Below are 22,619 nucleotides of genomic sequence, written 5' to 3' on the forward strand. Positions count from 1 at the left end.
TTTTTTGTAAATAGCGCGCACAAAAAAGGGGATGCCAATTGGCATCCCCTTTTTAGTTGCTACCCGTCAGGGCTTTTCGCTGTCGACTGCGTGCGCGTCCTTGCGGGCTTGCTCGCTGTCTTCGCCTTCTGTCTGCGTCTCGGCATCGGCGTTAGCGTCAGCCTTGGCATTGGCTTCCGCTTCTGCCTCAGCTATTGCTGCCGCCACCGCGGGCTGCTCTGCATCTGCCGGTTCCGTCAGCAGGTCGGCCTGTTGCGGCTGAGCGGTCAGGGCAACCTGCGCCTGGGTCTCAGCCTCTGGCACTGTGACGCCTTCCGGCTCGGCTGCAGCTACGCTCGCTTCGACTGCAACAGGCTCGGCGGCCGGCGCTGCCTCGCTTTGTGCTGCCTGGGCGGCTTCCTCGGCCTGACGCTTGGCCTCAAGCTGACGCTTGCGGATTTCGCGTGGGTCGTTGTAGGCACGGCCGCTTTCGGTCAGGGCCGGAATGGCTGTTTCTTCCGCAGCGGCTGGCGCCGCTTGCTCGGGCTCAGGGGTGGCAGTAGCTGGCGCTTGCGGCTGCTCAGGGGCTTGCTCGACTGCCGGCTCAACGGGTTCTGCGACGGGCTCCGCTGCAGGAGTGGCTTCAGCGGCCGGTTGCTCAGCCGGTGCCGGCTCAGCCTGCGGTGCACTGGCTACGCTTGCCTCGGTGCTCTCCTCGGCTGCAGGTTCTGCGGCGGGCGCTTCGGCAGGCTGCTCGGACGGTTCTGCATTCTCCTCGGAGCGGTTGCTGTTGCGCTCGCGGCGGGGGCGGCGGTTGCGCTCGCCACGCTCACGGCGGGACGGGCGTGCCTCTGCCTGCTCGGCTTGCTCGCCAGACTCTTCGCTCTGCGCAGTGTCAGTCGCTGCCTCGGTAGCGGCCTGCGGTTGCTCTTCGCTATCAGACTTGTCGACCGGCTGTGCCTGGGTGAAGGCCTCAACGGCGGTTTCGATGGAGGCTTCCAGCTTACTGGCAGCTTCGGTCAGACCCGCTTCAACCGGCGTTTGCACGTCGGTGACGGTCTCGGCATCGGCGTCGACTGCAGTGGTTACTGCAGCATCGCTGCTGGGGGGCTCGGCAGAGGTGGCTACGGCTGCGGCGACGGCAGTGGTGCCGACTTCGCTGTTCTCACCTTCCTGCTGAGCGCCTTCGGCCTGCGGACGACGACGGTTGTTGCGACGACGCTGGCTGCTGCGTGAACGGCGCTTGGGACGATCGCCTTCGTTAGCCTCGGTGGCGTTGTCCTGGGCCTCGTCAGCAGTAGCCTGCAGGTTGTTCAGCTCATCTGTTTGCTCGGCTTCTTCGGCGCGCGGTTGCGGGGCCCGACGCTCGCGCTGCTCGCGTGGCTGACGGTTCTGGCTGTCGTCGTCGCGGTTGGCGCGTTGCTCGGCATCAGCCGGGCGGCGACGGCGGCGGGTGTTGCCGCCCTCATTTTTGCGGGCTTCGCTGGCGTCGTTCTCGCCGCGCTGTTCGGGCTTGGCGCCTTGTGCCTTGCGTTCGCCGTCCTGGCGGTTGCCACGATCGTTGCGCTCACCGCGCTCACCGCGCTCACCGCGCTGGCGACGGTTGCGGTTGTTGCGGCGCTCGTCGGCATTGCGCGGGTTGCGCTCACGCTTACGTTCGTTGCTGTCGCTCTGTTCCGGCTTCTCTGTTTGCTCTGCAGCCGGCTGTTCGCTGGCGAACAGGCCTACCAGGCTCTTGATCAGCCCCTTGAACAGGTTCGGTTGAGCGGCTTGCACGGCTTCGACCGGTGCCGGCGGAGTCGGTGCCGGGCGGGCAGGGGAGAGTGCCTTGACGGCGGCTTCCTGGCGCACGATGGCGCGGGTCTGGCTAACCGGAGCGGGCTCTTCCACTTCGACAGCAGCGGTAGCGGTGTAGCTGGACTCGCCGTTCAGGACCGATTCGTGGTCGTCACGCAGACGCTGCACGTCAAAGTGCGGGGTGTCCATGTGCGGGTTGGGCAGTACCAGCACGCGTACGCGAGTGCGCGCTTCGGTCTTGGCCAGGGCATCGCGCTTTTCGTTCAGCAGGAAGGTGGCGACCGGTACAGGTACGTGGGCACGTACTTCGGCGGTGCGGTCCTTCAGGGCTTCTTCTTCGATCAGACGCAGCACGGACAGCGACAGGGACTCGACGTCGCGGATGGTGCCGCGGCCATTACAGCGCGGGCAGACGATGCCGCTGGTCTCACCCAGGGATGGGCGCAGACGCTGACGGGACATTTCCAGCAGGCCGAAGCGGGAGATGCGACCAACCTGTACGCGGGCGCGGTCGGCTTCGAGGCTTTCACGTACGCGTTCTTCGACGGCGCGCTGGTTCTTGGCCGGCGTCATGTCGATAAAGTCGATAACAATCAGGCCGCCGATGTCGCGCAGGCGCAGCTGGCGAGCGATCTCTTCGGCTGCTTCCAGGTTGGTCTGCAGCGCGGTTTCTTCGATATCGCCACCCTTGGTTGCGCGGGCGGAGTTGATGTCGATGGAAACCAGGGCTTCTGTGTGGTCGATCACGATGGAGCCGCCGGACGGCAGTTTCACTTCGCGCTCGAAGGCGGTCTCGATCTGGCTCTCGATCTGGAAGCGGTTGAACAGCGGTACGCTGTCTTCGTACAGCTTCACCTTGCTCGCGTACTGCGGCATGACCTGGCTGATGAAGCTCAGGGCTTCTTCCTTGACCTCTTCGCTGTCGATCAGGACTTCACCGATGTCCTGGCGCAGGTAGTCGCGGATGGCGCGGATGATGACGTTGCTTTCCTGATAGATCAGGAACGGGGCCTTGCGCTCTTCCGAGGCGCCCTTGATGGCTTCCCAGAGTTGCAGCAGGTAGTCGAGGTCCCATTGCAGTTCTTCTGCGCTGCGGCCAAGGCCGGCGGTGCGCACGATCATGCCCATGTCAGCTGGTACGTTCAGGCTGTTCAGGGCTTCGCGCAGTTCGTTGCGCTCTTCGCCTTCGATGCGGCGGGAGATGCCGCCGGCACGGGGGTTGTTTGGCATCAGCACCAGATAGCGACCGGCCAGGCTGATAAAGGTGGTCAGGGCTGCGCCCTTGTTGCCGCGCTCTTCCTTGTCGACCTGGACAATGACTTCCTGGCCTTCTTTCAGAACGTCCTTGATGTTGACGCGGCCTTCAACCTGCTTGGAGAAGTATTCGCGGGAGATTTCCTTGAGGGGGAGAAAACCGTGGCGTTCGGAGCCGAAGTCGACAAAGGCGGCTTCCAGGCTGGGTTCGACGCGGGTGATACGGCCTTTGTAGATGTTGGCCTTTTTCTGCTCGCGGGCGCCGGACTCGATGTCCAGATCGTAGAGGCGTTGACCGTCTACCAGGGCGACACGCAACTCTTCGGGTTGAGTTGCGTTAATGAGCATTCTTTTCATGAAGTACCGTTGTGTTTCCAGAGCTATCCGGTCTACACGGTCACGGCACCTGCGACTCTTCAGTTGGGTGTCAGGTGTGTTTCTGTCATCGGCCAGGCCGAGGCGCAGAGTTCACATCGCCAGCAAGGTGGCGACAGTTCATTCTGTTACTGCGTACAGAGAAACTGCTTCAGGACTCCCTGCCTTGCGGTCTGGCGGGGCGTGGCAGCGGGTTGGCTGCCGGGTGGGGCCTGGGGCGTCTACGCAAGGTCTGCGGATGCCGATAGGGCCTTAATGCCTGCGCGCCGGAGCGCTATTGCAGGGAATCCGTGGGGAGGAATCAGCTGGACTGGGGACGGGGACACGCTGGTTGGCAAGTGTCTACGCTCGTCACATGATCCTGAGGCTGTGCATCTCCACCTAAACACTTACCCATCTGAATCGGGTGCCGCTCCGTACATTGAACGGAAGCGGGTTAATGTTCTGGTCGCCCGTGGGCGCTCAGTCGTTCAAACACAGGGCCTGTCGACGTTTTGAATTCTGCTTGCTGCGTCAGGCCGCCGTGCGGTTGTTTCTGGGGGTGACAGGCCGTTGTCTGGTCTGAGTTCCCCGGCTGCAGAATCGGCAGCTCGCCGGACTATAGCAGCATTTTTTAAGTGCTTCAATTGCATGAAAAATTGTATGATGCGCCGATGAAAAACACCGCTCCAGACCTTCCCGCTCAGGTTCAATTCGACCATATCTCCGCCGACCAGGCGGGGCAGCGGATCGATAATTACCTGATTACGCGCCTCAAGGGTGCGCCCAAAACCCTCGTTTACCGCATTCTGCGCAAGGGCGAGGTGCGGGTGAACAAGGGCCGAGTCAAGCCCGATTACCGCTTGCAGGCGGGTGATCAACTGCGCATTCCGCCGGTTCGCCTGCCGGCGCCGGATGAGCCGGTGCTGGTGGGGCAGGGCATCTTGAATGCGCTTGAGCAGAATATTCTGTTCGAGGATAAGGGCTTGATCGTGGTCAACAAGCCGGCCGGGCTGGCAGTGCACGGTGGTAGTGGTCTGCATTTTGGGGTGATCGAGGCGATGCGCCAGTTGCGCCCCGATTGTCCGCAGCTGGAGCTGGTTCACCGGCTTGATCGCGATACCTCAGGCTGTCTGATGATCGCCAAGAAGCGCAGTGTGCTGCGTCATCTGCACGCCGCGCTGCGTGGTGATGGCGTCAACAAGCGCTACTGGGCGCTGGTGCGAGGGCGCTGGCCGGGCTCCACCAAGAAAGTGCATGCGCCATTGCAGAAAAATAACCTGCGGTCGGGCGAGCGCATGGTAGAGGTTGATCCGGCCGGCAAGGAAAGTCTGACCGTGTTTAGTGTGCTGCAGCGTTTTGGCGATCGCGCCACGCTGGTTGAGGCGCGGCCCATTACCGGGCGTACCCATCAGATTCGTGTGCACGCCAAGCACGCTGGTCATCCGATTGGTGGTGACCCCAAATACGGTGACGATGAATTTTCCCGGGAGCTGCGCGAGCTGGGCGGTAAGCGGCTGTTTCTGCATGCGCGCTCGTTGGCGGTGACGCTGGCCGATGGCGAAGCGCTGGAAGTACAGGCTGAACCGGGCCCCATGTGGGACGAGACGCTGCGCAGGTTGGCTGCCCATGTCGATTGATACGCTTATTTTTGACTGGGACGGCACTCTGGCCGACTCGATAGGTCACATCGTCAGCACCATGCAGAGCGCTGCCGTGGCGGTTGGGTTGCCGGTGCCCAGTGACGAGGCGGTCAAGGGGATTATCGGCCTTGGTCTGCCGGAGGCGGCTGCGGTGCTGTTTCCGCAACGCCCTGATCTGGCCGTGCCGGTGGTTGATGCTTACCGCGATATCTACTTGAGCGATGATCGGCAGGCGGTGCCGTTGTTTGCTGGTGTTCGGCAGGCGCTGGATGAGTGGCGCGAGCAGGGTTATCTGCTTGCCGTTGCCACGGGCAAGGGGCGTCGCGGTCTAGATCGAGTGTTGGGTCAGCACGATCTGCTGGATTATTTTGACGCCACGCGTTGTGCTGACGAGACTGTCAGTAAGCCGGATCCGGCCATGCTGCATCAGATATTGCGGCAGCTGGGGCGAGGCGCCGGCGCGGCGGTTATGGTCGGTGATAGCAGTTTTGATGTTCAGATGGCGCACAACGCAGGCATGCGTGCGGTGGCGGTCAGCTATGGTGCGCAGTCGCGTGCTCAACTGGAGCAACTGACGCCAGCGGTGTGTGTGGACAGGTTTGTCGAGCTTGCGCCCTGGTTGTCCGGGCGGCGGGCAGGTTCTCGTGGCATCGCGTTGGAGAGAGTTTGATGGATCAGGATCGTTGGACGGAAGGCGGGATGGTGTCAGGTGAGCAGCGCCGTGAGGTCAAGGAAGATGCTAAGGCGTGGAAGCTGTTGGAAAAAACGCTGACCGCCTCGCTGCAAGAGCAGCGTCGCTCGCGGCGCTGGGGGATCTTTTTCAAAACGCTGACCTTTATATATCTGTTTGTTGCGCTCTTGCTCATCTCTCCGCTAGGCAAGATGGGGGCGGCAACCAGTGTTGGGCCGCATACGGCTGTGATTGAGGTGCGCGGCGTGATCGCTGACCAGGAGGAGGCCAGTGCCGACAATCTGGTAGGCGCATTGCGAGAGGCGTTCGAGGACGAGAATACTCAGGGTGTGGTGCTGCGCATCAATAGCCCGGGTGGCAGTCCGGTGCAGTCTGGCTACGTCTATGACGAGATCAAGCGTTTGCGTGCCCTGAATCCGGAGATCAAGGTCTATGCCGTGATCACCGATCTGGGTGCCTCCGGCGCCTATTACATTGCATCAGCGGCGGATGAAATCTACGCGGACAAGGCCAGCTTGGTTGGCTCTATTGGTGTGACGGCTGCCAGCTTTGGTTTTGTTGACACCCTGGAAAAGCTTGGTGTCGAGCGGCGGACTTACACGGCTGGTGAGCACAAGGCGTTTCTTGACCCGTTCCAACCGGAGAAGCCGGAGGAAAGGGCGTTCTGGCAGCGGGTGCTGAATACCACGCATCAGCAGTTTATCGATAGCGTGAAGGCAGGGCGTGGCGATCGTCTGAAGGATAATCCGGATCTGTTCAGTGGTCTGGTCTGGTCGGGTGAGCAGGCGCTGGAGCTGGGTCTGGTCGATGGCTTGTCCAGCACCTCGGCGGTCGCGCGCGATGTGATTGGTGCTGAGGAGCTGGTTGACTTTACTCGCCAGGAATCACCGCTGCAGCGCTTTACCCGTCAGCTGGGCGCCAGTATGGGGGCTGAGCTGGCTACCCGTATCGGCCTGAATGGTCCGCAGCTGCGCTGATCAAGGTAGTTGAACGCCTTCTGCTGCCAGCATGGCGCGCAGGCGAATCAATGGCAGTCCGATCAGGCTGTTGGGATCATCTCCCTGCATGCGTTCGATCAGGGTGATGCCCAGGCCTTCGGACTTGAAGCTGCCGGCACAATCGTAGGGCTGTTCACTGCGCAGGTAGCGCTCAATCTCGGCGCTTGTCAGTGAGCGAAAGGTGACATGGTAGGGCTCTACTATAGATTGGCCCTGCTTGCTGGCGCTGTTATAAAGGTAGAGCGCGGTAGAAAAGGTGAGGGTGCGTCCGCTGCTGCGGGTGAGCTGATCAACTGCGCCGGCGTGGTCGCGCGGCTTGCTGACGGGCTCGCCGTCCAGCAGGACGACCTGGTCGGAGCCGATGATCAGGTGAGCAGGGTAACGCTCGGCCAAAGCCTGTGCCTTGCTGCGGGCCAGGCGCTCGGTCAGGCTGGTTGCGCACTCGAAGGGTTGTGCTGTCTCGTCGATGTCCGGCGCTGCGTACTCGAAGGGGAGTTGCAGGCGTTCGAGCAGGGCCTTGCGATAGATCGAGCTCGAGGCGAGGACAAGTGGCAGCATGGTCAGTCTCCGGTTGATTGGGCGCCCATGGTAGCGGCATCTGTGGACGGTTTGCGAGCCGCTGAACGGCAAGCGATCGAGTCTAAATAGTTTTGACAGGCGGGGCGTGTCCCCCTAGAATTGCGCGCTTATGTCTGGAACCATACCCCCGCACATTGAGCCGCTCCGGCTGGTAGACCGCAGAATCACGCTGGAAGGCGTGGTGAAGACGTCCAGTCTTGGGCGTTTGGCTGCACTGCTGGATGCGCCGACGGGCGATGTACAGGTCGAGCTGTACTTCTCTCGCGACGAACAGGGTATCGCCACCATGCATGGCCGCTATCAGGTAGATGCACCTCTGGTGTGTCAGCGCTGCCTGGAGCAGGTTGTGGTGCCGATCGACAGTGAATGTGATGTGGGGTTTGTAAAAAGCGACGAGGCCGCCAAACAGCTGCCGCGTCGGTATGAACCGGTTTTTGTGGGTGAGGAGCCTCTCGATCTGTTTGCGCTGATCGAAGACGAGCTGCTGTTGGCGCTGCCAGCAGTGCCGATGCATCCGCCACAAACATGTCAGCATCCGCCAGGGTATCGCCCTGAGACGGCGGAGCTGGAGGAAAAGTCTGAGAAGCCTAATCCTTTCAGCGTGCTGGCCAATTTAAAACGCGATACCTGAGCTTAGGAGCTTATTAGTCATGGCTGTTCAGCAGAACAAAAAGTCCCGTTCCGCACGCGGCATGCGTCGTTCCCACGATGCGCTGTCCTCCGCTGCCTTGTCTGTCGACAAGACCACTGGTGAAACTCATCTTCGTCACCACGTTTCTCCTGACGGTTTCTACCGTGGTCGTCAGGTAGTGAACAAGGACAACGACGAATAAGTTTTGTCCGCGTCAATCCGCATTGCGATTGATGTGATGGGCGGGGACCGCGGTCCCCGCTGCATTGTCTCCGCTGCCCGGCGTAGTCTCTCTCTTTATCCCTCCCTGTGTATCACCCTGGTTGGCGCTGCCGATAGCGTTGAGCCGTTGCTGACACCTGCCGATCTTGCCTCCGGGCGGATTGTCTTGCGGCCTGCCCGCGAACAGATTCTTGCTGATGACCCGCCTGCCAGCGTCCTGCGTGGCAAGCCTGATGCGTCCATGCGCGTGGCCCTGCAATTGGTGCGCGATGGCGAGGTGGATGGCTGTCTGAGTGCGGGCAATACCGGTGCGCTGATGGTGCTTGCGCGCGCGGTGCTGGGCACCCTTGATGGCGTGCGGCGGCCGGCGATCATGGCGGCGCTGCCTGTATCCGGCAAGCTCTGTCATGTGCTGGATCTGGGCGCCAATGTCGACTGTCCGGCCGAGCAGCTCTTCGAGTTTGCGGTCATGGGGTCGGCGGCCGCAGCGCAGCTGAGCGGCAACCCGGCGCCGCGAATCGCCCTGCTCAATATTGGTAGTGAAACCCATAAGGGCAATCGTCAGGTGCGTGATGCAGCGAGCTTGCTGGCATCTTGCGGTCAGCTCAATTATATCGGGCACATTGAGGGCGACGGGCTGTTCCGCGGCGAGGCCGACGTGGTGGTGTGCGATGGGTTTGTGGGTAATGTGCTGCTGAAAGCGAGCGAAGGGCTGGCGCGCTACCTGCAGGGCGAGCTGCGCGCGGCCTTTGCTGGTAGTCGGCTGCTACGCTGGTTGGCGCCGCTGGTGTTGCATGCAACCCGCGGCGTGCGCGAGCGGCATGATCCGGGTCGCTACAACGGGGCGAGTCTACTGGGGCTGCGCGGTGTGGTGATGAAAAGTCATGGCGCCGCGGATGAGGCGGCCATGGTGGCAGCCATCGGGCATACGATGCGTGCCTGCGAGGTGCGGCTGCCCGAGCGCATTGCCGGCTGCGTGCAGGAATATCGGGCTGCGCTGTGACCTCGATCGAGGGCGGGGCATCCAAAAAACCAGTTAAGGTCTGTTGCCGCCTCGTGATCCTGCCTGCTGTAGTCTGTTGTCGAGCAGGCAGTGAAAAGCGTGGCGTGGTTTAAACCGTAAACTCTGCAATCTTTTGATAACAGGATGATGATATGACGTATTCCCTCGGCTTTGTTTTCCCCGGTCAGGGTTCGCAGTCGGTTGGCATGCTTGGTGAGCTGGCTGAACAGCACGCCGTCATCAAGGATACCTTTGCCGAAGCTTCTGATGCGTTGGGCTATGATCTGTGGGCGCTGAGCCAGAATGGCCCCGAGGCTGACCTGAATCGTACCGATCGGACACAGCCGGCTATCCTGACTGCATCGGTAGCGCTCTGGCGCTTGTGGTGTGAGCAGTCCGCTGCGCGCCCGGATTTTGTTGCGGGTCACAGCCTGGGTGAGTATTCGGCGCTGGTTGCTGCCGGCGTACTGAAATTTGCCGACGCCGTTCGCCTGGTTGAGCGTCGCGGTCAGTTGATGCAGCAGGCCGTGCCTGAAGGGCAGGGCAGCATGGCTGCGATTCTGGGGCTGGAAGATCAGCAGATCATCGACCTGTGCGCTGCAGCGTCTCAGGGTGAGGTGGTCAGTGCGGTGAACTTTAACGCGCCGGGCCAGGTCGTTATTGCTGGTCAGGTGGCGGCGGTTGAGCGTGCTATCGAAGCTTGCAAGACTGCTGGCGCCAAGCGTGCATTGCCGCTGCCCGTCAGCGTGCCGTCGCACTGCGCACTGATGCAGCCAGCCGCCGAGCAGCTGGCGGACGACTTTGCTGCGCTGACCTGGCAGGCACCTGAAATTACCCTGGTGCAGAACGTTACGGCGCGTCCGGCGGCCGATCAGGCGGCGCTGCGTCAACTGCTGGTTGAGCAGCTCTACAGCCCGGTGCGCTGGGTTGAATCGGTGGTATATATGGCTGATCAGGGTGTGACTGATCTGGTCGAATGTGGGCCGGGCAAGGTGCTCGGTGGGCTGAACAAGCGTTGCGCCAAGGGCGTCAACAATCACAGCCTGGAAAGTGCTGCGGGTTTCGAGGCCTGCCGCGCACAGTTTGCTTGAGGAGCAGGACATGAGTCTGGAAGGAAAGGTAGCGCTGGTCACCGGCGCGAGCAGAGGCATCGGGCAAGCCATTGCCCACGCATTGGCAGCGCAAGGCGCCGTCGTTGTAGGGACGGCAACCAGTGACCAGGGCGCTCAGGCGATTGGCGACAAACTGGCTGCTGCGGGGTACAAGGGCGCTGGCATGAAGCTGGATGTACGTGACCCCGAATCGGTTGCTGCGGTATTGGCTGCGATCACCGAGAGCTACGGTGCGCCGGCGATCCTGGTCAACAACGCGGGTATTACCGCCGATAATCTGCTGATGCGGATGAAGGATGACGAGTGGGATGATGTTATCGGCACCAACCTCAGCTCGGTCTACCGTTTGTCCAAGGCTGTCCTGCGGGGCATGACCAAGGGTCGCTGGGGGCGTATCATTAACATCAGTTCGGTGGTGGGCGGCATGGGTAATGCCGGTCAGTCCAACTACGCGGCAGCCAAGGCGGGTATGGAAGGTTTTACCCGTGCGTTGGCCCGTGAAGTTGGCTCACGCGCCATTACTGTGAACGCGGTTGCACCCGGCTTTATTGACACTGACATGACGCGTGCGCTTAATGACAGCCAGCGTTCGGTCATGCTGGAGCAGATCCCGCTCGCGCGTCTGGGGCAGGCAGAAGAAATTGCTGCTGCGGTTGCATTCCTGGCAAGCGAGAGCGCTGGCTACATTACCGGTGCTACACTGCCAGTCAACGGTGGCATGTACATGTAACTGGCTGCCGCCGATGGCACAGCCGTCGGCGGTGACGAGTTTCAACAGGTGGAAGCCGCAGGCTTTGACCTCATTTGCGTAAGATACGATTCACGCTTGAAACCAAGAGAATTGTTTCTATAAACTACCCGCAGTCCGGCTTCTCGGAACTGCAAATAGGAGTGAGAACAAGGTATGAGTACCATCGAAGAACGCGTCAAGAAAATCGTTGCCGAGCAGCTCGGTGTCAAAGAAGAGGAAGTGACCAACAGCGCTTCTTTCGTTGAAGATCTTGGCGCTGACTCCCTGGACACCGTGGAGCTGGTGATGGCTCTCGAAGAAGAATTCGAGACCGAGATTCCGGATGAAGAAGCCGAGAAGATCACCACCGTTCAGGAAGCTATCGACTACGTGAATGCTCATCAGAAGTAATCACGTCGCTTGCTGACTGAAAGAGCCGCAGAGCCGAATAGCCCTGCGGCTTTTTTGTGTCTGCGTATTGTCGATAGCTTGCCGGTTGGCATGCCTGTATTGCCGCTATCGTCATTTGCGCCGACAATAGGGCAGTTTTGCGGCCGTTGTCGGCTGCTCTGATGTTCAAGCGTTTAATAAGGAGTGTGCCGTGTCGCGCAGACGCGTGGTAGTTACAGGTCTGGGGATGTTGTCGCCACTGGGTAATACGGTCGAAAGCAGCTGGCAGGCCGCACTGGCGGGAAAGAGCGGGATCGGCCCGATTGAGCACATGGATGTCAGTGCCTTTGGTACGCGCATCGGCGGCTCGGTGCGTGATTTCGAGGTTGAGCTGTACATGGCCGCGAAAGAAGCGCGCAAGCTGGATTTGTTTATCCAGTACGGGTTGGCTGCCTGCATTCAATCGATTACCGACTCGGGACTGGAGATTACCGACCAGAACCGTGATCGTATCGGTGTTGTGATGGGTTCCGGTATTGGTGGCCTGACCAACATCGAGAAAAACCACGAGCAGTTGCTCAATAGCGGTCCGCGCCGTATTTCTCCCTTCTTTGTGCCCGGCTCGATCATCAACATGGTTGCTGGCTATCTGTCCATTCAGTACGGTCTGCAAGGTCCCAACTATGCGCTGACCACCGCGTGCACCACGGGTACGCACAGCATCGGCATGGCGGCCCGCAACATTGCTTACGGTGAGGCGGATGTGATGGTGGCGGGTGGCTCGGAAATGGCGACCACCAGCCTGGGTCTGGGCGGTTTCAGTGCGGCTCGTGCCATGTCGACCCGTAATGATGATCCCCAGGGCGCCAGCCGCCCTTGGGATCGTGAGCGTGACGGTTTTGTGCTGTCTGACGGCGCCGGCGCCCTGGTGCTGGAGGAGTACGAGCACGCCAAGGCGCGTGGCGCAACTATTTATGCCGAGCTGGTTGGCTTTGGCATGAGCGGCGACGCCTATCACATGACTGCTCCGCCGGAAGACGGTCGGGGTGGCGCCAAGTGCATGGAGAATGCCCTGAAAGATGCTGGCCTGAACCCGGATCAAGTGGACTACATCAACGCCCACGGGACGTCGACCCCCGCCGGGGATGTGGCTGAGACCCGTGCGGTCAAGTCGGTGTTTGGTGCTCATGCCAGCGAGCTGGCAATCAGTTCGACCAAGTCCATGACCGGTCACCTGCTGGGCGCTGCCGGCGCCGTGGAAGCGGTTTTCAGCGTGCTGGCGCTGCGTGATCAGGTCGCGCCGCCAACCATCAATCTGGATAACCCGGATGAAGGCTGTGATCTGAATTATGTGCCGCATCAGGCGCAGCAACGCGCGCTGAATGTCGTGCTGTCCAACTCCTTTGGTTTTGGCGGTACCAACGGCAGTCTGGTATTTCGTCGCTGCGAATGAGCGCTGACGCCAAGCCGGTGAGCTGGACCTTGGTCAATGGCGAACCGGCTGGTAGCTTGCCGGTGAGCGATCGCGGCCTGGCCTACGGCGACGGCCTGTTTGAAACCCTGCGCGCTGTGGCTGGTGGCTTGCCGCTATTGCAGCGCCACCTGAAACGCCTGCAGCGTGGCTGTGAGGCGCTGGCAATACCCTTTGCCAGCGCGCAGATCGAAGCCGAGCTGCGCGACGCCGCGGTGCGGTTGGGTGAGGGGGTCATCAAGCTGACGCTGACACGCGGCAGTGGCCCGCGGGGTTATGCCGCGCCGTCAGAACCGCAGCCAACGCGCATTCTCAGCGCTGCTCCAGCGCCGGTTACCGACCCGGCACGACGCGAGGGCATAGCACTGTTTGCCTGCCGCACGCGCTTGTCGGAACAGCCTCTGCTGGCGGGGTTAAAGCACCTCAATCGATTGGATCAGGTGTTGGCGCGTAGCGAGTGGCAGTCGCCCGAATTTGCTGAAGGTCTGGTGTGCGATCAGCAGGGAAGGCCAGTAGAGTGCACCATGAGCAATTTGCTGATTTGGTTGGACGAGGGGTGGGTTACCCCCTCGCTCGAGCATTGCGGTGTGCGCGGTGTGATGCGCGATTATCTACTTGATACGCTGACCGCGCGGGGCGTCCCGGTAGTAGAGCAGTCGATTGATATGGATATGCTGTTCAGCGCGCAGGAAGTTTGCTGCTGCAACAGTCTGATTGGCGTCTGGCCGGTGATACGGTTGGGCGAGCAGCGTTGGTCGGTAGGGCCGCAAACACGCTTCCTGCAAACCCTGGCAGAACAGGTTTATCAGTGAAAAGTATTGGTAAGTTTTTGGTTGTAATGCTGTTTCTTGGCGTCGTTGTGGGGCTGTGCGGCGGTGTATGGGGCTTTGTTACCTTGCAGCGTGCGCTGCACCAGCCGCTGCAGCTGAGCGCCCCCGAGACGCTGGTGGTGCAACCGGGCAGCAGCCCGGCGCGGGTGTTCAGCGAGCTCCAGCAGCAGGGTGTGCTGCATGACGCCGCCTGGTTGCGGCGTTACTGGCAGTGGCAGATGGAAGGCGCCGTGCTGCATGTTGGCGAATACCAGCTGCAGCCGGAAATGACCGCAGCAGAGCTGCTGCACATGATGGAGCGGGGCGAAGTGCTGCAGCGCTCGGTGACTCTGGTCGAAGGCTGGAACTTCCATCAGGTACGCGCCGCGCTGCGTGCGGCCGACAAGCTGGAGCAAACCCTTGCTGCTGACCTGAGCGATGCCGAGGTGATGAGCACCCTTGGCTTTGAGGGTGAGCACCCAGAAGGCCGGTTTTTCCCGGATACCTATCAGTACACCTTGGGTATGAGCGACCAGGACATCCTGCGTCGCGCCCACGAGCGCATGGTCGCGGTACTGGCAGAGGTCTGGGAGGCGCGCGCCGACAAGCTGCCAATCGACTCGCCCTACCAAGCGTTGATTCTGGCTTCCATTGTTGAAAAGGAGACCGGCGTACCCTCCGAGCGCGGAGAGATTGCCGGCGTCTTTACCCGCCGCTTGCAGATCGGCATGCGCCTGCAGACCGATCCGACCGTGATTTACGGCATGGGGGCTGACTACCAGGGCAATATCCGTCGCCGCCATCTGCAGCAGGCTACGCCCTACAACACCTACGTCATTGACGGTTTGCCGCCGACGCCAATTGCGATGCCCGGACGCGAGGCACTGGAGGCCGCTGTCAATCCAAAGCCCGGCAAGAGCCTGTATTTTGTCGCCAAGGGTGACGGCTCCCATGTATTTTCCAACTCGCTGCGCGAACACAACCGAGCGGTGCGCGCTTATCAGCTGCAGCGGCGCAGTGACTACCGCTCCAGTCCGGCGCCGGAGAGCACCCCGTGAGTGGTGTCTTTGTCACGCTGGAAGGCCCAGAGGGCGCCGGCAAGTCGACCAATCTCGCTTATATCGCTGACGCTCTGCGCGCGGCTGGCTGTGAGCCGGTGCTGACCCGTGAGCCGGGCGGCACGCCCATCGCCGAGCAGGTGCGTGGGGTGCTGCTGGCGCACCATGAAGAGCCGATGGCAGATGATGCCGAGTTATTGTTGGTGTTTGCCGCTCGCGCGCAGCATCTTGATCGGGTTATTCGCCCGGCCCTGGCGGCTGGCCGTGTGGTCATCAGCGACCGCTTCACTGACGCCACTTACGCCTATCAGGGTGGCGGACGTGGCATAGATCAGACGCGGATTGCCGAGTTGGAGCAGTGGACGCAGGGCGACCTGCGCCCCGACCTGACCTTGATTCTGGATGTGCCCGTTGAGGTCGGTATGCAGCGTGCCCGTGCCCGTAGCGCGCTGGACCGCTTTGAAAGTGAGCAGCAGACGTTTTTCGAGGCGGTACGCAGCAGCTATCTCACGCGTGCAGCGATGGCGCCCGAGCGCTACGTGGTGGTGGACGCCAGTACGGACCTGGCTCAGGTGCAGCAAAGCCTGCAGCCGTTTATTGACCAACTGCTGGAGTGCTGGCGTGCTTGATGCTGTCACCGCCATGCCCTGGCATCAGGGGCATTGGCAGGCGCTGGTCGCCCAATCACAGTTTGCTCATGCCTACCTGTTTACCGGACCATCAGGCGCGGGCAAGCGCGCGTTCGCCAGTGCCTTTGCGGCCTGGTTGATGTGCGAGCAACCCGCTACGGGTCAGGCGTGCCAGCAGTGCCGCAGTTGCCTGCTGCGACAGGCTGGCAGTCATCCCGACCTGCTGACTATCGCACCGGAGGAAGAGGGCAAGGCGATCCGCGTGGATGCGATTCGCCAACTGGTCGACTTTATTGCCCAGACCGCTCAGCAGGGCGGGCGCAAGGTGGTGGTGCTGCACCCCGCTGAGTCGATGAACCAGAACGCGGCCAACGCGCTGCTGAAATCGCTGGAAGAACCCACCGCTGATACCTATTTGTTGCTGATCAGCGATCAGCCGAGCCGGTTGTTGCCGACCATTCGCAGTCGCTGCCGCGTGCAGCCGCTTGGGCCGCCGGCGGCGGAGCAGGCGCGTAGCTGGCTGGCGGGGCAACTGCCGGACAGCAGTCCCGAGCAGCATCAGTTGTTGTTGCAGATGGCCGGCGGCGCGCCGTTGCGTGCCCTGGCGTTGCAGCAAATGGACGCTCTGGCATTGCGAGACAAGGTGGTAGAGGGCGTAAAGGCGCTGCTCAAGGGGCAGGTGTCTGCGCCGCGCCTGGGCGAGCAGTGGAACGCCGTGCCGATGGAGTTGTTGCTCGCGTGGTTTGCCGACTGGACGCTGGATTTGCTCAAGCTGCAGCAAAAGGCCCAGGAGGTTGCTCACAACGCCGATATGGATAAGGTGCTGGGTTACATGGCGCAACGTGTGCAGCCGTTGGCGCTGCTACACTGGCAAGAGTGGTTGCTGGCACATCGCCGTCAATTCGACAATAAAGCGAACCTGAATCGCCAACTGTTTTTGGAAAAGCTGCTCGCAGAGTGGAAAACGCTCGTTGAAAGGCGTTAACCTTTCAGTCATTGCTTGATACCAAAAAGGAATAAAGATGACCACCCCTGCTGCTCCGGGTCCGCGTAACGGCATTCTATCGCTGACCATCAAGGACAAGTCTGTGCTGTATGCGGCTTATATGCCGTTTGTGAAGCACGGCGGGCTGTTCATTCCGACCAATAAGAGTTACCGCTTGGGTGATGAAGTCTTCATGCTGCTCAACCTGATGGAAGAGCCAGAGAAGATCCCCGTTGCCGGTAAGGTTATCTGGGTCACCCCCAAGGGGGCGCAGGGTAATCGCGCTGCCGGTATTGGCGTGCAGTTCAGTGATCAGGACAACACCGCACGCAGCAAGATTGAAACCTATCTGGCCGGAGCCCTGCAGTCCGACCGCCCGACCCATACCATGTAGTTGTTATGCTGATTGACTCGCACTGCCACCTTGATCGTCTAGACCTCACCCCTTATAACGGATCCCTCGATGCCTTGCTTGACGCCGCCAGAGCGCGCGGCGTTGGCAAGTTTCTATGCATCGGGGTGGATGCCGGCAACGCCGCGCGAGTCCAGCAACTGGCTGACTCCCACCCGGATGTGTACTGCAGCGTCGGCGTGCACCCCCTGGACCTGAAAGACGGCCACAGCACTGACCTGGACTGGCTGCTGGCAACGCTTTCGCATCCGCGCACTGTTGCCATCGGCGAGACCGGCCTTGATTATCACTACGAGCCAGCGTTGGCCGAGCAGCAGAAGGCGTCCTTCGCCATTCATCTGCAAGCTGCGCAACACACTGGCAAGCCGGTGGTTATTCATACGCGTGCTGCGCGGCAGGATACGCTGGACATGCTGCGCGCGGCTGATCTGGCCAACGCCGGTGTGTTGCACTGTTTCACCGAGGACTGGCCCATGGCCCGAGCCGCGTTGGACATGGGCTATTACATCTCGCTTTCGGGCATTGTCACCTTCCGCAATGCCGACGCGCTGCGTGAGGTTGCCCGGCAGGTTCCGGCTGACCGCTTACTGGTCGAAACCGACTCACCTTATCTCGCGCCGGTACCACATCGGGGCAAGCCCAACGAGCCGCAGTACGTCTGCGAGGTTGCGGCGTTTCTTGCCGAGCTGCGTGGCGAAACGCTGGAGCAGTTGCAGCAGCAGACGACGGATAACTTCCATCGACTGTTTCCGCTGGCGGCGGGCTGAGGGCAAAAAAAAACCCGAATTCTGGGGGATGAATTCGGGCCAAGACCATTAGGAGTGATACAGAGGCAGGACGGTGCCTGCCCGCTCAGGAATGACACTTGGGGGGGATGTCGTTCCTGATAGCTTCAGTATTGTCGAAAATCGCCGGCTTTCCACTGCGCTTTCCCGCTTTTATAAACTGATTTGGAATACGCTCGCTGCAGCTTATCGTGAAGGGTTTTTATCGCCGGTGTTGGCGATCAGCTCGGCCAGATGAGCGAGTGCCCGCTCCAGTGTCGTCTCCGGTGTGTAGAAGTGGGGTGACCAGCGAATGCCGCCGCCGCGCAGCGCGCAGACAACCCCCCGTTCCATCAATGCCTTGTGTAGCGCTTTATGGTCCAGACCGGCGACGACAAAGGTGATGATGCCCGAGCGCCGCGCCGGGCGCAGATCGCTCAGAATCGTCACTCCCGGCAGTTTCGCAAGTTGCTCTGCAAGCAGGCAGATGCGCGCATCGATCTGCGTCTGGACCCACGCCATGTCTGCCTCCAGCAGCAGTGACAGGCTCGCTGACAGGGCTTGCTGTGCGAGGGTGTTGGGGCTGCCCGCCTCAAAACGTCGTGCTGATCTGGTCGGGCGCCAGTCGAGCCGATCATAGTCCCCCAGCGCTTCGACCATATGCCAGCCGTGCTGCGTCAGCTGCAACTGCTCGCGCACCCGCGCATGGCAGAAAAACACGCCCAGACCCTCCGGGCCCAGCAGCCATTTGTGACCGTCTGCCATCGCGAAGTCGCAATCAATCTGCTGAACGTCAAAGGGGTGGGCGCCGAGGCTTTGAATGGCGTCAACGCAAAACAGAATGCCGCGTTCCCGGCAGGCTGTGCCCAGTTGCTGCAGGTCTAGTCGCAGGCCGGTGCCGTATTGGACCGAGCTGATACTCAGCAGTCGGGTGTGCGGGCCCATGGCGGCGATCAGTGCTTGCTCGGGATTGTCGCCCAGCTCCACTGCAATCACCTCCACCCCTTGGTCGCGCAACGCTTCCCAAGGCAGGCGGTTGGAGGGGAACTCCTGGTTGCTGATGATGACCTGCTCGCCGGGTTGCCAGGTCAGGCCTTGGGCGACGAAAGACAAGGCCTCGGAGGTGTTCTTGACCAGTGCGATGTCGTCGCTGTGCGGCGCATTCAGCAGCTCGCGGAGCTGGTTGCGCAAGTGTTTCTCGGTGCGGCTCCACTGAGGGTAGTGCTGGGCCCCGCGGAAAAGGTTTTCACGGGCAAAGTCGCTGACGGCATCGGCGGCACGCTGGGGCCAGGGGGCGACCGCCGCGTGATTGAGATAGCAGAGGTCGGCTGCCTGCGGAAATTGTGCGTGCCAGCGTTGGCTGTCGATCATGGGGGCTCCCTGTGTCATTTCGGCCAATGTCGGGACTCTTTGTTTGCGCCCTGTCACAAAGCCCGTCAAATGGCCGCTAAAGCCACATTTAGACACATCTGAACTGGATAGTCAGCTTATAAGCAAATCTGGGCACAGGGTCATCAACTTTGGCATAATGAAGCACTTTGCCAAATTGAATCCGGGTAGCTGAATGCAGAAAGAGTCACGTAAAGTCCGCGAATTTCGTCGTCGCGAGCAGGAAATTCTGGACAGCGCCCTGCGCCTGTTTCTGGAACAGGGCGAGGACAGCGTCACGGTGGAAATGATCGCCGATGAAGTAGGCATTGGCAAAGGCACCATCTACAAGCACTTCAAATCCAAGGCGGAAATCTATCTGCGACTGATGCTGGATTACGAGCGTGATCTGGCCGAGTTGCTGCACTCCGAGTCCATCGAACGGGACAAGGCGGCGCTGTCGCGCGAGTATTTCGCCTTCCGTATGAGCGACCCGGAGCGCTATCGCTTGTTTGATCGGCTGGAAGAGAAGGTGGTCAAGGCCAATCAGCTACCCGCCATGGTCGAGGAGCTGCACCATATCCGCACCTCCAACTTCAATCATGTCACCAGTGTCATTCAGTCACGTATCGACGATGGCAAGCTGGAGGATGTGCCTGCGTACTTCCATTATTGTGCTGCCTGGGCTCTGGTGCATGGGGCCATGGCCATGTACCACTCACCGTTCTGGCAGGACGTAATCAAGGACAAGGACGCCTACATGCAGTTTCTGATGGACGTGGGCGTGCGTATGGGCAACCGCTTCAAAAGGCGCAAGGAGTCCGAGGGTGCCGACGCACCCTGAACTCCATGGCGGGGTGACAGTCTGAGGTTGCGGAGCCCATGACAGGAGCCGCCCCGTGTCCCTCACGCGTAGTCTTTTGGCCGGTGCATGCTGCGCCGGTCTGCTGTTTTCTTCGCCATTGTTCGCCCGCGATTACCGCTATTCCGATGCGCATTTGCATTACGTGGATTTTTTTCAGGAAAGCGAAGGTTTCAATAACCTGCTGGCAGCGATGGATGCGGCCAATGTCGAGCATGTGATGCTGTCAGGCATCCCGGTAGCCAAGCAGTGGAGCGAGAACGAGCCCAAGCGCCCGCGCTATTACGCGGGCGATGATGGCAGCGCCTACTGGTTTAGCGCCACTGACGTGCTGATTGCCAAGGCGTTTGAGCAGGTCCCGGCCGAGCAGCGCCACCGATTCCATCCCTTTTTGTCTGGCTTCAACCCTAATGACAAGAACGCCGACGCGCACATTCGCCGCATGCTGGAGTTGTATCCAGGCGTGTGGCAGGGCTTGGGCGAAGTCTTCACTCGTCACGATACCCTTACGGCGCTGATTCACGGGGAGGCGCCACGGGCCAATAGCGAGGCGATGAACCGTGTCTATGATCTGGCCGAGGAATATGATCTGCCGGTATTGGTGCACAGCAATATAACCTCCTGGCGCGAACGTAATCCGTTGTATCTGCAGGAGCTTGAAGAGCCCTTGCGCAATCACCCCGGCGTGCGGATTATCTGGGCGCATGCTGGTACCAGCATGGAAATCCATCGCCATCAGGATTACCTTGAATTTCTCCTGCCGACATTGCGGCGCATGCTGACTGCTTACCCCAACCTCTATATCGATATGTCCTGGACGGTGCGCGAGCCGTATCTGCTCAATGCCGAGGGCCAGCCGGACCAGGAGTGGGTGCAACTGGTGGAGGATTTTCCGCGCCGCTTCATGCTGGGCTCCGACGTGGTTGGCCGCTTCGACAACCTGGGCAAGCATATGAGCGGGTTTGACCCGTTTCTGGATGCGTTAAGCGAGGAGGTGGCTCAAGCGGTTGCCTTGGACAACTTCCTGGCGGTGTTGCCGGCGGCGCAAGAGCATGCCGCAGAGTAAAAGGCCCCGCAGAGCGGGGCCGTTGTGCCTTAGCGGGCGCTGGGTAGAGTCAGCGGTGGCGCCTGCCAGTAGGCGCAGTTGTGATAGCCAAGGAAGCCGAGGGCACTGCTGCTGGCAGCATTGGGTACGTCCAGCACCTGCAGGTTTCCGCTAGCCGCCTGCGCCCAGGTGGCGGCCACGCCGTCACTGGTGTTCGGGTCGCCGTTCTTGGCGAACTGGGTCCAGTAGTCGACCATCTCTTCAGACAGGCTGAGTAGATCTGCCTCGGCGCCGGTATAGCGGCTGCGCATCAGTGCGTCCGGGTATAGCACGTAGGGGATTTCGCCCGCGTGGGTCGCGCCCAGCGGAAAGCTCACTGCAAAGGGTGGCACCAGCGTCCAGGGGGCATCTTCATCGCGGAACCAGTACTGGAAGGTGTTCATGTTGGCCGCAGCAAAGGTGTTGGCGTGCACATAGGCATTGCAGGCGAATGTGAAATCCGTCCAGATCGCGGACAACGCAGCCTCATAAGGCTTGCTGGCACCGGCAACCCGCGCAAGATAATCGGTGGCGATCTGGCCTGCATCGTAGGGGACGCTTGCCTGATAAGGTTGGAAGAATTCGTCCACGCGAGACCGGTACTCGGCTTCGTCATCGATCGGGTCACCACCGACCTCATCCAGCGCGACAAATAACGTGCCTTCGTTTTGATTGCTGCCAATCAACACATCCAGGTTGTCATTGAAGCTGCCTTCGTTAAGCGACTGCATGATGGATTTGGGCAGCAGGTCTGAATCAGGATCAACGGTTGGCATGGCCTGCGAGCCCTGTGCCGCCAGCAGGCTGGCTACCGGCAGTGCGCGCAGGCAGTCCGCGGCCGTGGCCAGGTCGCTGCAACCAAGGGCGTTGGCGACGCTTATACCGCCTGCTTGTGCAGCGGCCTTGGGCGCCTGGAAGGGGGCGTATGAGCCGCTTTGCACGATGGCGCGCTGGAACAGGTCTTCTGCCTCTGCGCGCGGCGAGACGATATGGCTCATTACACTGTGGCCGCCGGCGGACTCACCAAAGAGGGTTACGTTTCCAGCATCACCGCCAAAGGCGTCGATGTTCTGTTTCACCCAGCGCAGGGCCTGCTGCTGGTCCATCAGGCCGAAGCTGCCGCCGTTCGATGCCAGCGACGGGTGGGCGAGAAAGCCCAGGTTGCCCAATCGGTAGTTGAGGGTCACCACCACCACACCCTCGGCGACCAGTCGCGTGGGGTCATACTCACCGCCGCCATTGCCGAATACGAAGGCGCCGCCGTGGATCCATACCATCACCGGCAGGTCGCGGGCGTCGCTGGGCGTGTAGATGTTCAGGTACAGGCAGTCTTCGTTGCCGGCGGCTGCTCCAGTGCTGATGTCGCTTTGCGGACAGCTGTTGGCGAACTCATTGGTGAGCGTAAGATCTGCGCTACGCTTATCCAGCGGCTGTGGTGGAGCAAAGCGCAGCTCTCCAACCGGCGGCTTGGCGTAAGGAATGCCGCGAAAAATACGCATGCCGTCGGTCTTGACGCCTATCACAGCTCCTTCGGTGGTTGTTACGGCCAGAGGGTTGGGCGCGGTGTCGTCATCGCCTCCACCGCCGCCTGACAGGCAGCCGGTCAACGAGAGGGCGGCTACCGCCAGGCCAAGGGTCTTGAATACAGCGAGCCCGTCCGGGCGAGGGAAAGCAGCTTGCATTATTGTTGTCCTGTGCTTGGAAAAGGCCGCGACAATTGATGGAGTTGTTTCGTTGTGGGGCGAAAGTCGCGGCTGGCACGGGAACTATATGTGAAGCGTGTCACGCCGGGCT

Annotated in this window: 22 protein-coding genes; 18 read left to right on the forward strand and 4 right to left on the reverse strand. The window is 60.9% G+C overall.

What is annotated here, in order from left to right; genetic code table 11:
• Window positions 1-66: 66 nt before the first annotated feature.
• Window positions 67-3,378 (reverse strand): ribonuclease E, encoded by a 3,312-nt coding sequence (gene rne / locus HV822_RS16190; RefSeq protein WP_449555750.1) that lies wholly within the window; start codon window positions 3,376-3,378, stop codon window positions 67-69.
• A 680-nt stretch (window positions 3,379-4,058) separates the two neighbouring features.
• Between rne and rluC the strand changes: the two genes are divergently transcribed.
• The 3 genes from rluC to sppA are packed head-to-tail and all read left to right on the forward strand — an operon-like array spanning window position 4,059 to window position 6,695.
• Window positions 4,059-5,024 carry a 23S rRNA pseudouridine(955/2504/2580) synthase RluC gene (gene rluC, locus HV822_RS16195; protein WP_238871271.1) on the forward strand — a complete coding sequence of 322 codons (966 nt, stop codon included), beginning with the start codon at window positions 4,059-4,061 and terminating at the stop codon, window positions 5,022-5,024.
• Window positions 5,014-5,697 (forward strand): HAD-IA family hydrolase, encoded by a 684-nt coding sequence (locus tag HV822_RS16200; RefSeq protein ID WP_238871273.1) that lies wholly within the window; start codon window positions 5,014-5,016, stop codon window positions 5,695-5,697. Before rluC ends, HV822_RS16200 begins: the two co-directional genes overlap by 11 nt.
• A gap of 29 nt (window positions 5,698-5,726) precedes the next feature.
• Window positions 5,727-6,695, forward strand: coding sequence for a signal peptide peptidase SppA (sppA, locus tag HV822_RS16205; protein ID WP_238873634.1), 969 nt, complete (start codon window positions 5,727-5,729; stop codon window positions 6,693-6,695).
• On the opposite strand, the gene HV822_RS16210 is transcribed toward sppA, so the two are convergent.
• Window positions 6,696-7,274, reverse strand: coding sequence for a Maf family protein (locus tag HV822_RS16210; RefSeq protein WP_238871275.1), 579 nt, complete (start codon window positions 7,272-7,274; stop codon window positions 6,696-6,698). It lies immediately after the preceding gene.
• 202 nt (window positions 7,275-7,476) lie between these two features.
• On the opposite strand from HV822_RS16210, the gene HV822_RS16215 reads away from it, so the two are divergent.
• The 13 genes from HV822_RS16215 to HV822_RS16275 all read left to right on the forward strand — a co-directional run bounded on the left by HV822_RS16215 (window position 7,477) and on the right by HV822_RS16275 (window position 17,514).
• Window positions 7,477-7,926 (forward strand): YceD family protein, encoded by a 450-nt coding sequence (locus HV822_RS16215; protein ID WP_238871276.1) that lies wholly within the window; start codon window positions 7,477-7,479, stop codon window positions 7,924-7,926.
• Between the two features lie 19 nt (window positions 7,927-7,945).
• Window positions 7,946-8,128: a 50S ribosomal protein L32 gene (gene rpmF, locus HV822_RS16220; protein ID WP_065335934.1), complete on the forward strand. Its 183-nt coding sequence runs from the start codon at window positions 7,946-7,948 to the stop codon at window positions 8,126-8,128.
• Between the two features lie 36 nt (window positions 8,129-8,164).
• Window positions 8,165-9,151, forward strand: a complete 987-nt coding sequence (gene plsX / locus HV822_RS16225) for a phosphate acyltransferase PlsX (RefSeq protein ID WP_449555753.1) — start codon at window positions 8,165-8,167, stop codon at window positions 9,149-9,151.
• A 152-nt stretch (window positions 9,152-9,303) separates the two neighbouring features.
• Window positions 9,304-10,242, forward strand: a complete 939-nt coding sequence (fabD, locus tag HV822_RS16230; RefSeq protein WP_238871281.1) for an ACP S-malonyltransferase — start codon at window positions 9,304-9,306, stop codon at window positions 10,240-10,242.
• A 10-nt stretch (window positions 10,243-10,252) separates the two neighbouring features.
• Window positions 10,253-10,993: a 3-oxoacyl-ACP reductase FabG gene (gene fabG, locus HV822_RS16235; protein ID WP_238871282.1), complete on the forward strand. Its 741-nt coding sequence runs from the start codon at window positions 10,253-10,255 to the stop codon at window positions 10,991-10,993.
• Between the two features lie 174 nt (window positions 10,994-11,167).
• Entirely contained in the window at window positions 11,168-11,404 is a 237-nt protein-coding gene (gene acpP / locus HV822_RS16240; RefSeq protein ID WP_088275384.1) for an acyl carrier protein, read from the forward strand.
• A gap of 190 nt (window positions 11,405-11,594) precedes the next feature.
• Window positions 11,595-12,836: a beta-ketoacyl-ACP synthase II gene (gene fabF, locus HV822_RS16245; RefSeq protein WP_238871284.1), complete on the forward strand. Its 1,242-nt coding sequence runs from the start codon at window positions 11,595-11,597 to the stop codon at window positions 12,834-12,836.
• Window positions 12,833-13,666 (forward strand): aminodeoxychorismate lyase, encoded by an 834-nt coding sequence (gene pabC, locus HV822_RS16250; protein WP_238871286.1) that lies wholly within the window; start codon window positions 12,833-12,835, stop codon window positions 13,664-13,666. Before fabF ends, pabC begins: the two co-directional genes overlap by 4 nt.
• Window positions 13,667-13,671: 5 nt before the next feature.
• The gene (gene mltG, locus HV822_RS16255) at window positions 13,672-14,721 is read left to right on the forward strand and encodes an endolytic transglycosylase MltG (RefSeq protein ID WP_396265171.1); all 1,050 of its coding nucleotides are present in this window, start codon (window positions 13,672-13,674) and stop codon (window positions 14,719-14,721) included.
• Window positions 14,718-15,350 (forward strand): dTMP kinase, encoded by a 633-nt coding sequence (tmk, locus tag HV822_RS16260; RefSeq protein ID WP_238871287.1) that lies wholly within the window; start codon window positions 14,718-14,720, stop codon window positions 15,348-15,350. The genes mltG and tmk overlap by 4 nt, the downstream gene beginning before the upstream one ends.
• 13 nt (window positions 15,351-15,363) lie before the next feature.
• A complete protein-coding gene (locus tag HV822_RS16265) occupies window positions 15,364-16,335 on the forward strand; it encodes a DNA polymerase III subunit delta' (RefSeq protein ID WP_238873636.1) in 972 nt (323 codons plus the stop codon).
• A gap of 37 nt (window positions 16,336-16,372) precedes the next feature.
• A complete protein-coding gene (locus HV822_RS16270; RefSeq protein ID WP_096004676.1) occupies window positions 16,373-16,729 on the forward strand; it encodes a PilZ domain-containing protein in 357 nt (118 codons plus the stop codon).
• Window positions 16,730-16,734: 5 nt separating this feature from the next.
• Window positions 16,735-17,514 (forward strand): TatD family hydrolase, encoded by a 780-nt coding sequence (locus HV822_RS16275; RefSeq protein ID WP_238871288.1) that lies wholly within the window; start codon window positions 16,735-16,737, stop codon window positions 17,512-17,514.
• 204 nt (window positions 17,515-17,718) lie between these two features.
• Here HV822_RS16275 and HV822_RS16280 read toward each other — a convergent pair whose 3' ends face one another.
• Window positions 17,719-18,882 (reverse strand): aminotransferase class V-fold PLP-dependent enzyme, encoded by a 1,164-nt coding sequence (locus HV822_RS16280; RefSeq protein ID WP_238871290.1) that lies wholly within the window; start codon window positions 18,880-18,882, stop codon window positions 17,719-17,721.
• A 193-nt stretch (window positions 18,883-19,075) separates the two neighbouring features.
• On the opposite strand from HV822_RS16280, the gene HV822_RS16285 reads away from it, so the two are divergent.
• Together HV822_RS16285 and HV822_RS16290 are read left to right on the forward strand one after the other, a co-directional pair.
• Complete coding sequence (locus HV822_RS16285) at window positions 19,076-19,723, forward strand: TetR/AcrR family transcriptional regulator (protein ID WP_238871292.1); 648 nt, start codon at window positions 19,076-19,078, stop codon at window positions 19,721-19,723.
• Between the two features lie 76 nt (window positions 19,724-19,799).
• Window positions 19,800-20,807, forward strand: a complete 1,008-nt coding sequence (locus HV822_RS16290; protein ID WP_238873637.1) for an amidohydrolase family protein — start codon at window positions 19,800-19,802, stop codon at window positions 20,805-20,807.
• 29 nt (window positions 20,808-20,836) lie between these two features.
• On the opposite strand, the gene HV822_RS16295 is transcribed toward HV822_RS16290, so the two are convergent.
• Window positions 20,837-22,507, reverse strand: a complete 1,671-nt coding sequence (locus HV822_RS16295; RefSeq protein WP_238871294.1) for a carboxylesterase/lipase family protein — start codon at window positions 22,505-22,507, stop codon at window positions 20,837-20,839.
• Window positions 22,508-22,619 lie beyond the last annotated feature (112 nt).

Origin of the sequence: Halopseudomonas maritima (assembly GCF_021545785.1) — a bacterium.
GTDB lineage: Bacteria > Pseudomonadota > Gammaproteobacteria > Pseudomonadales > Pseudomonadaceae > Halopseudomonas > Halopseudomonas maritima.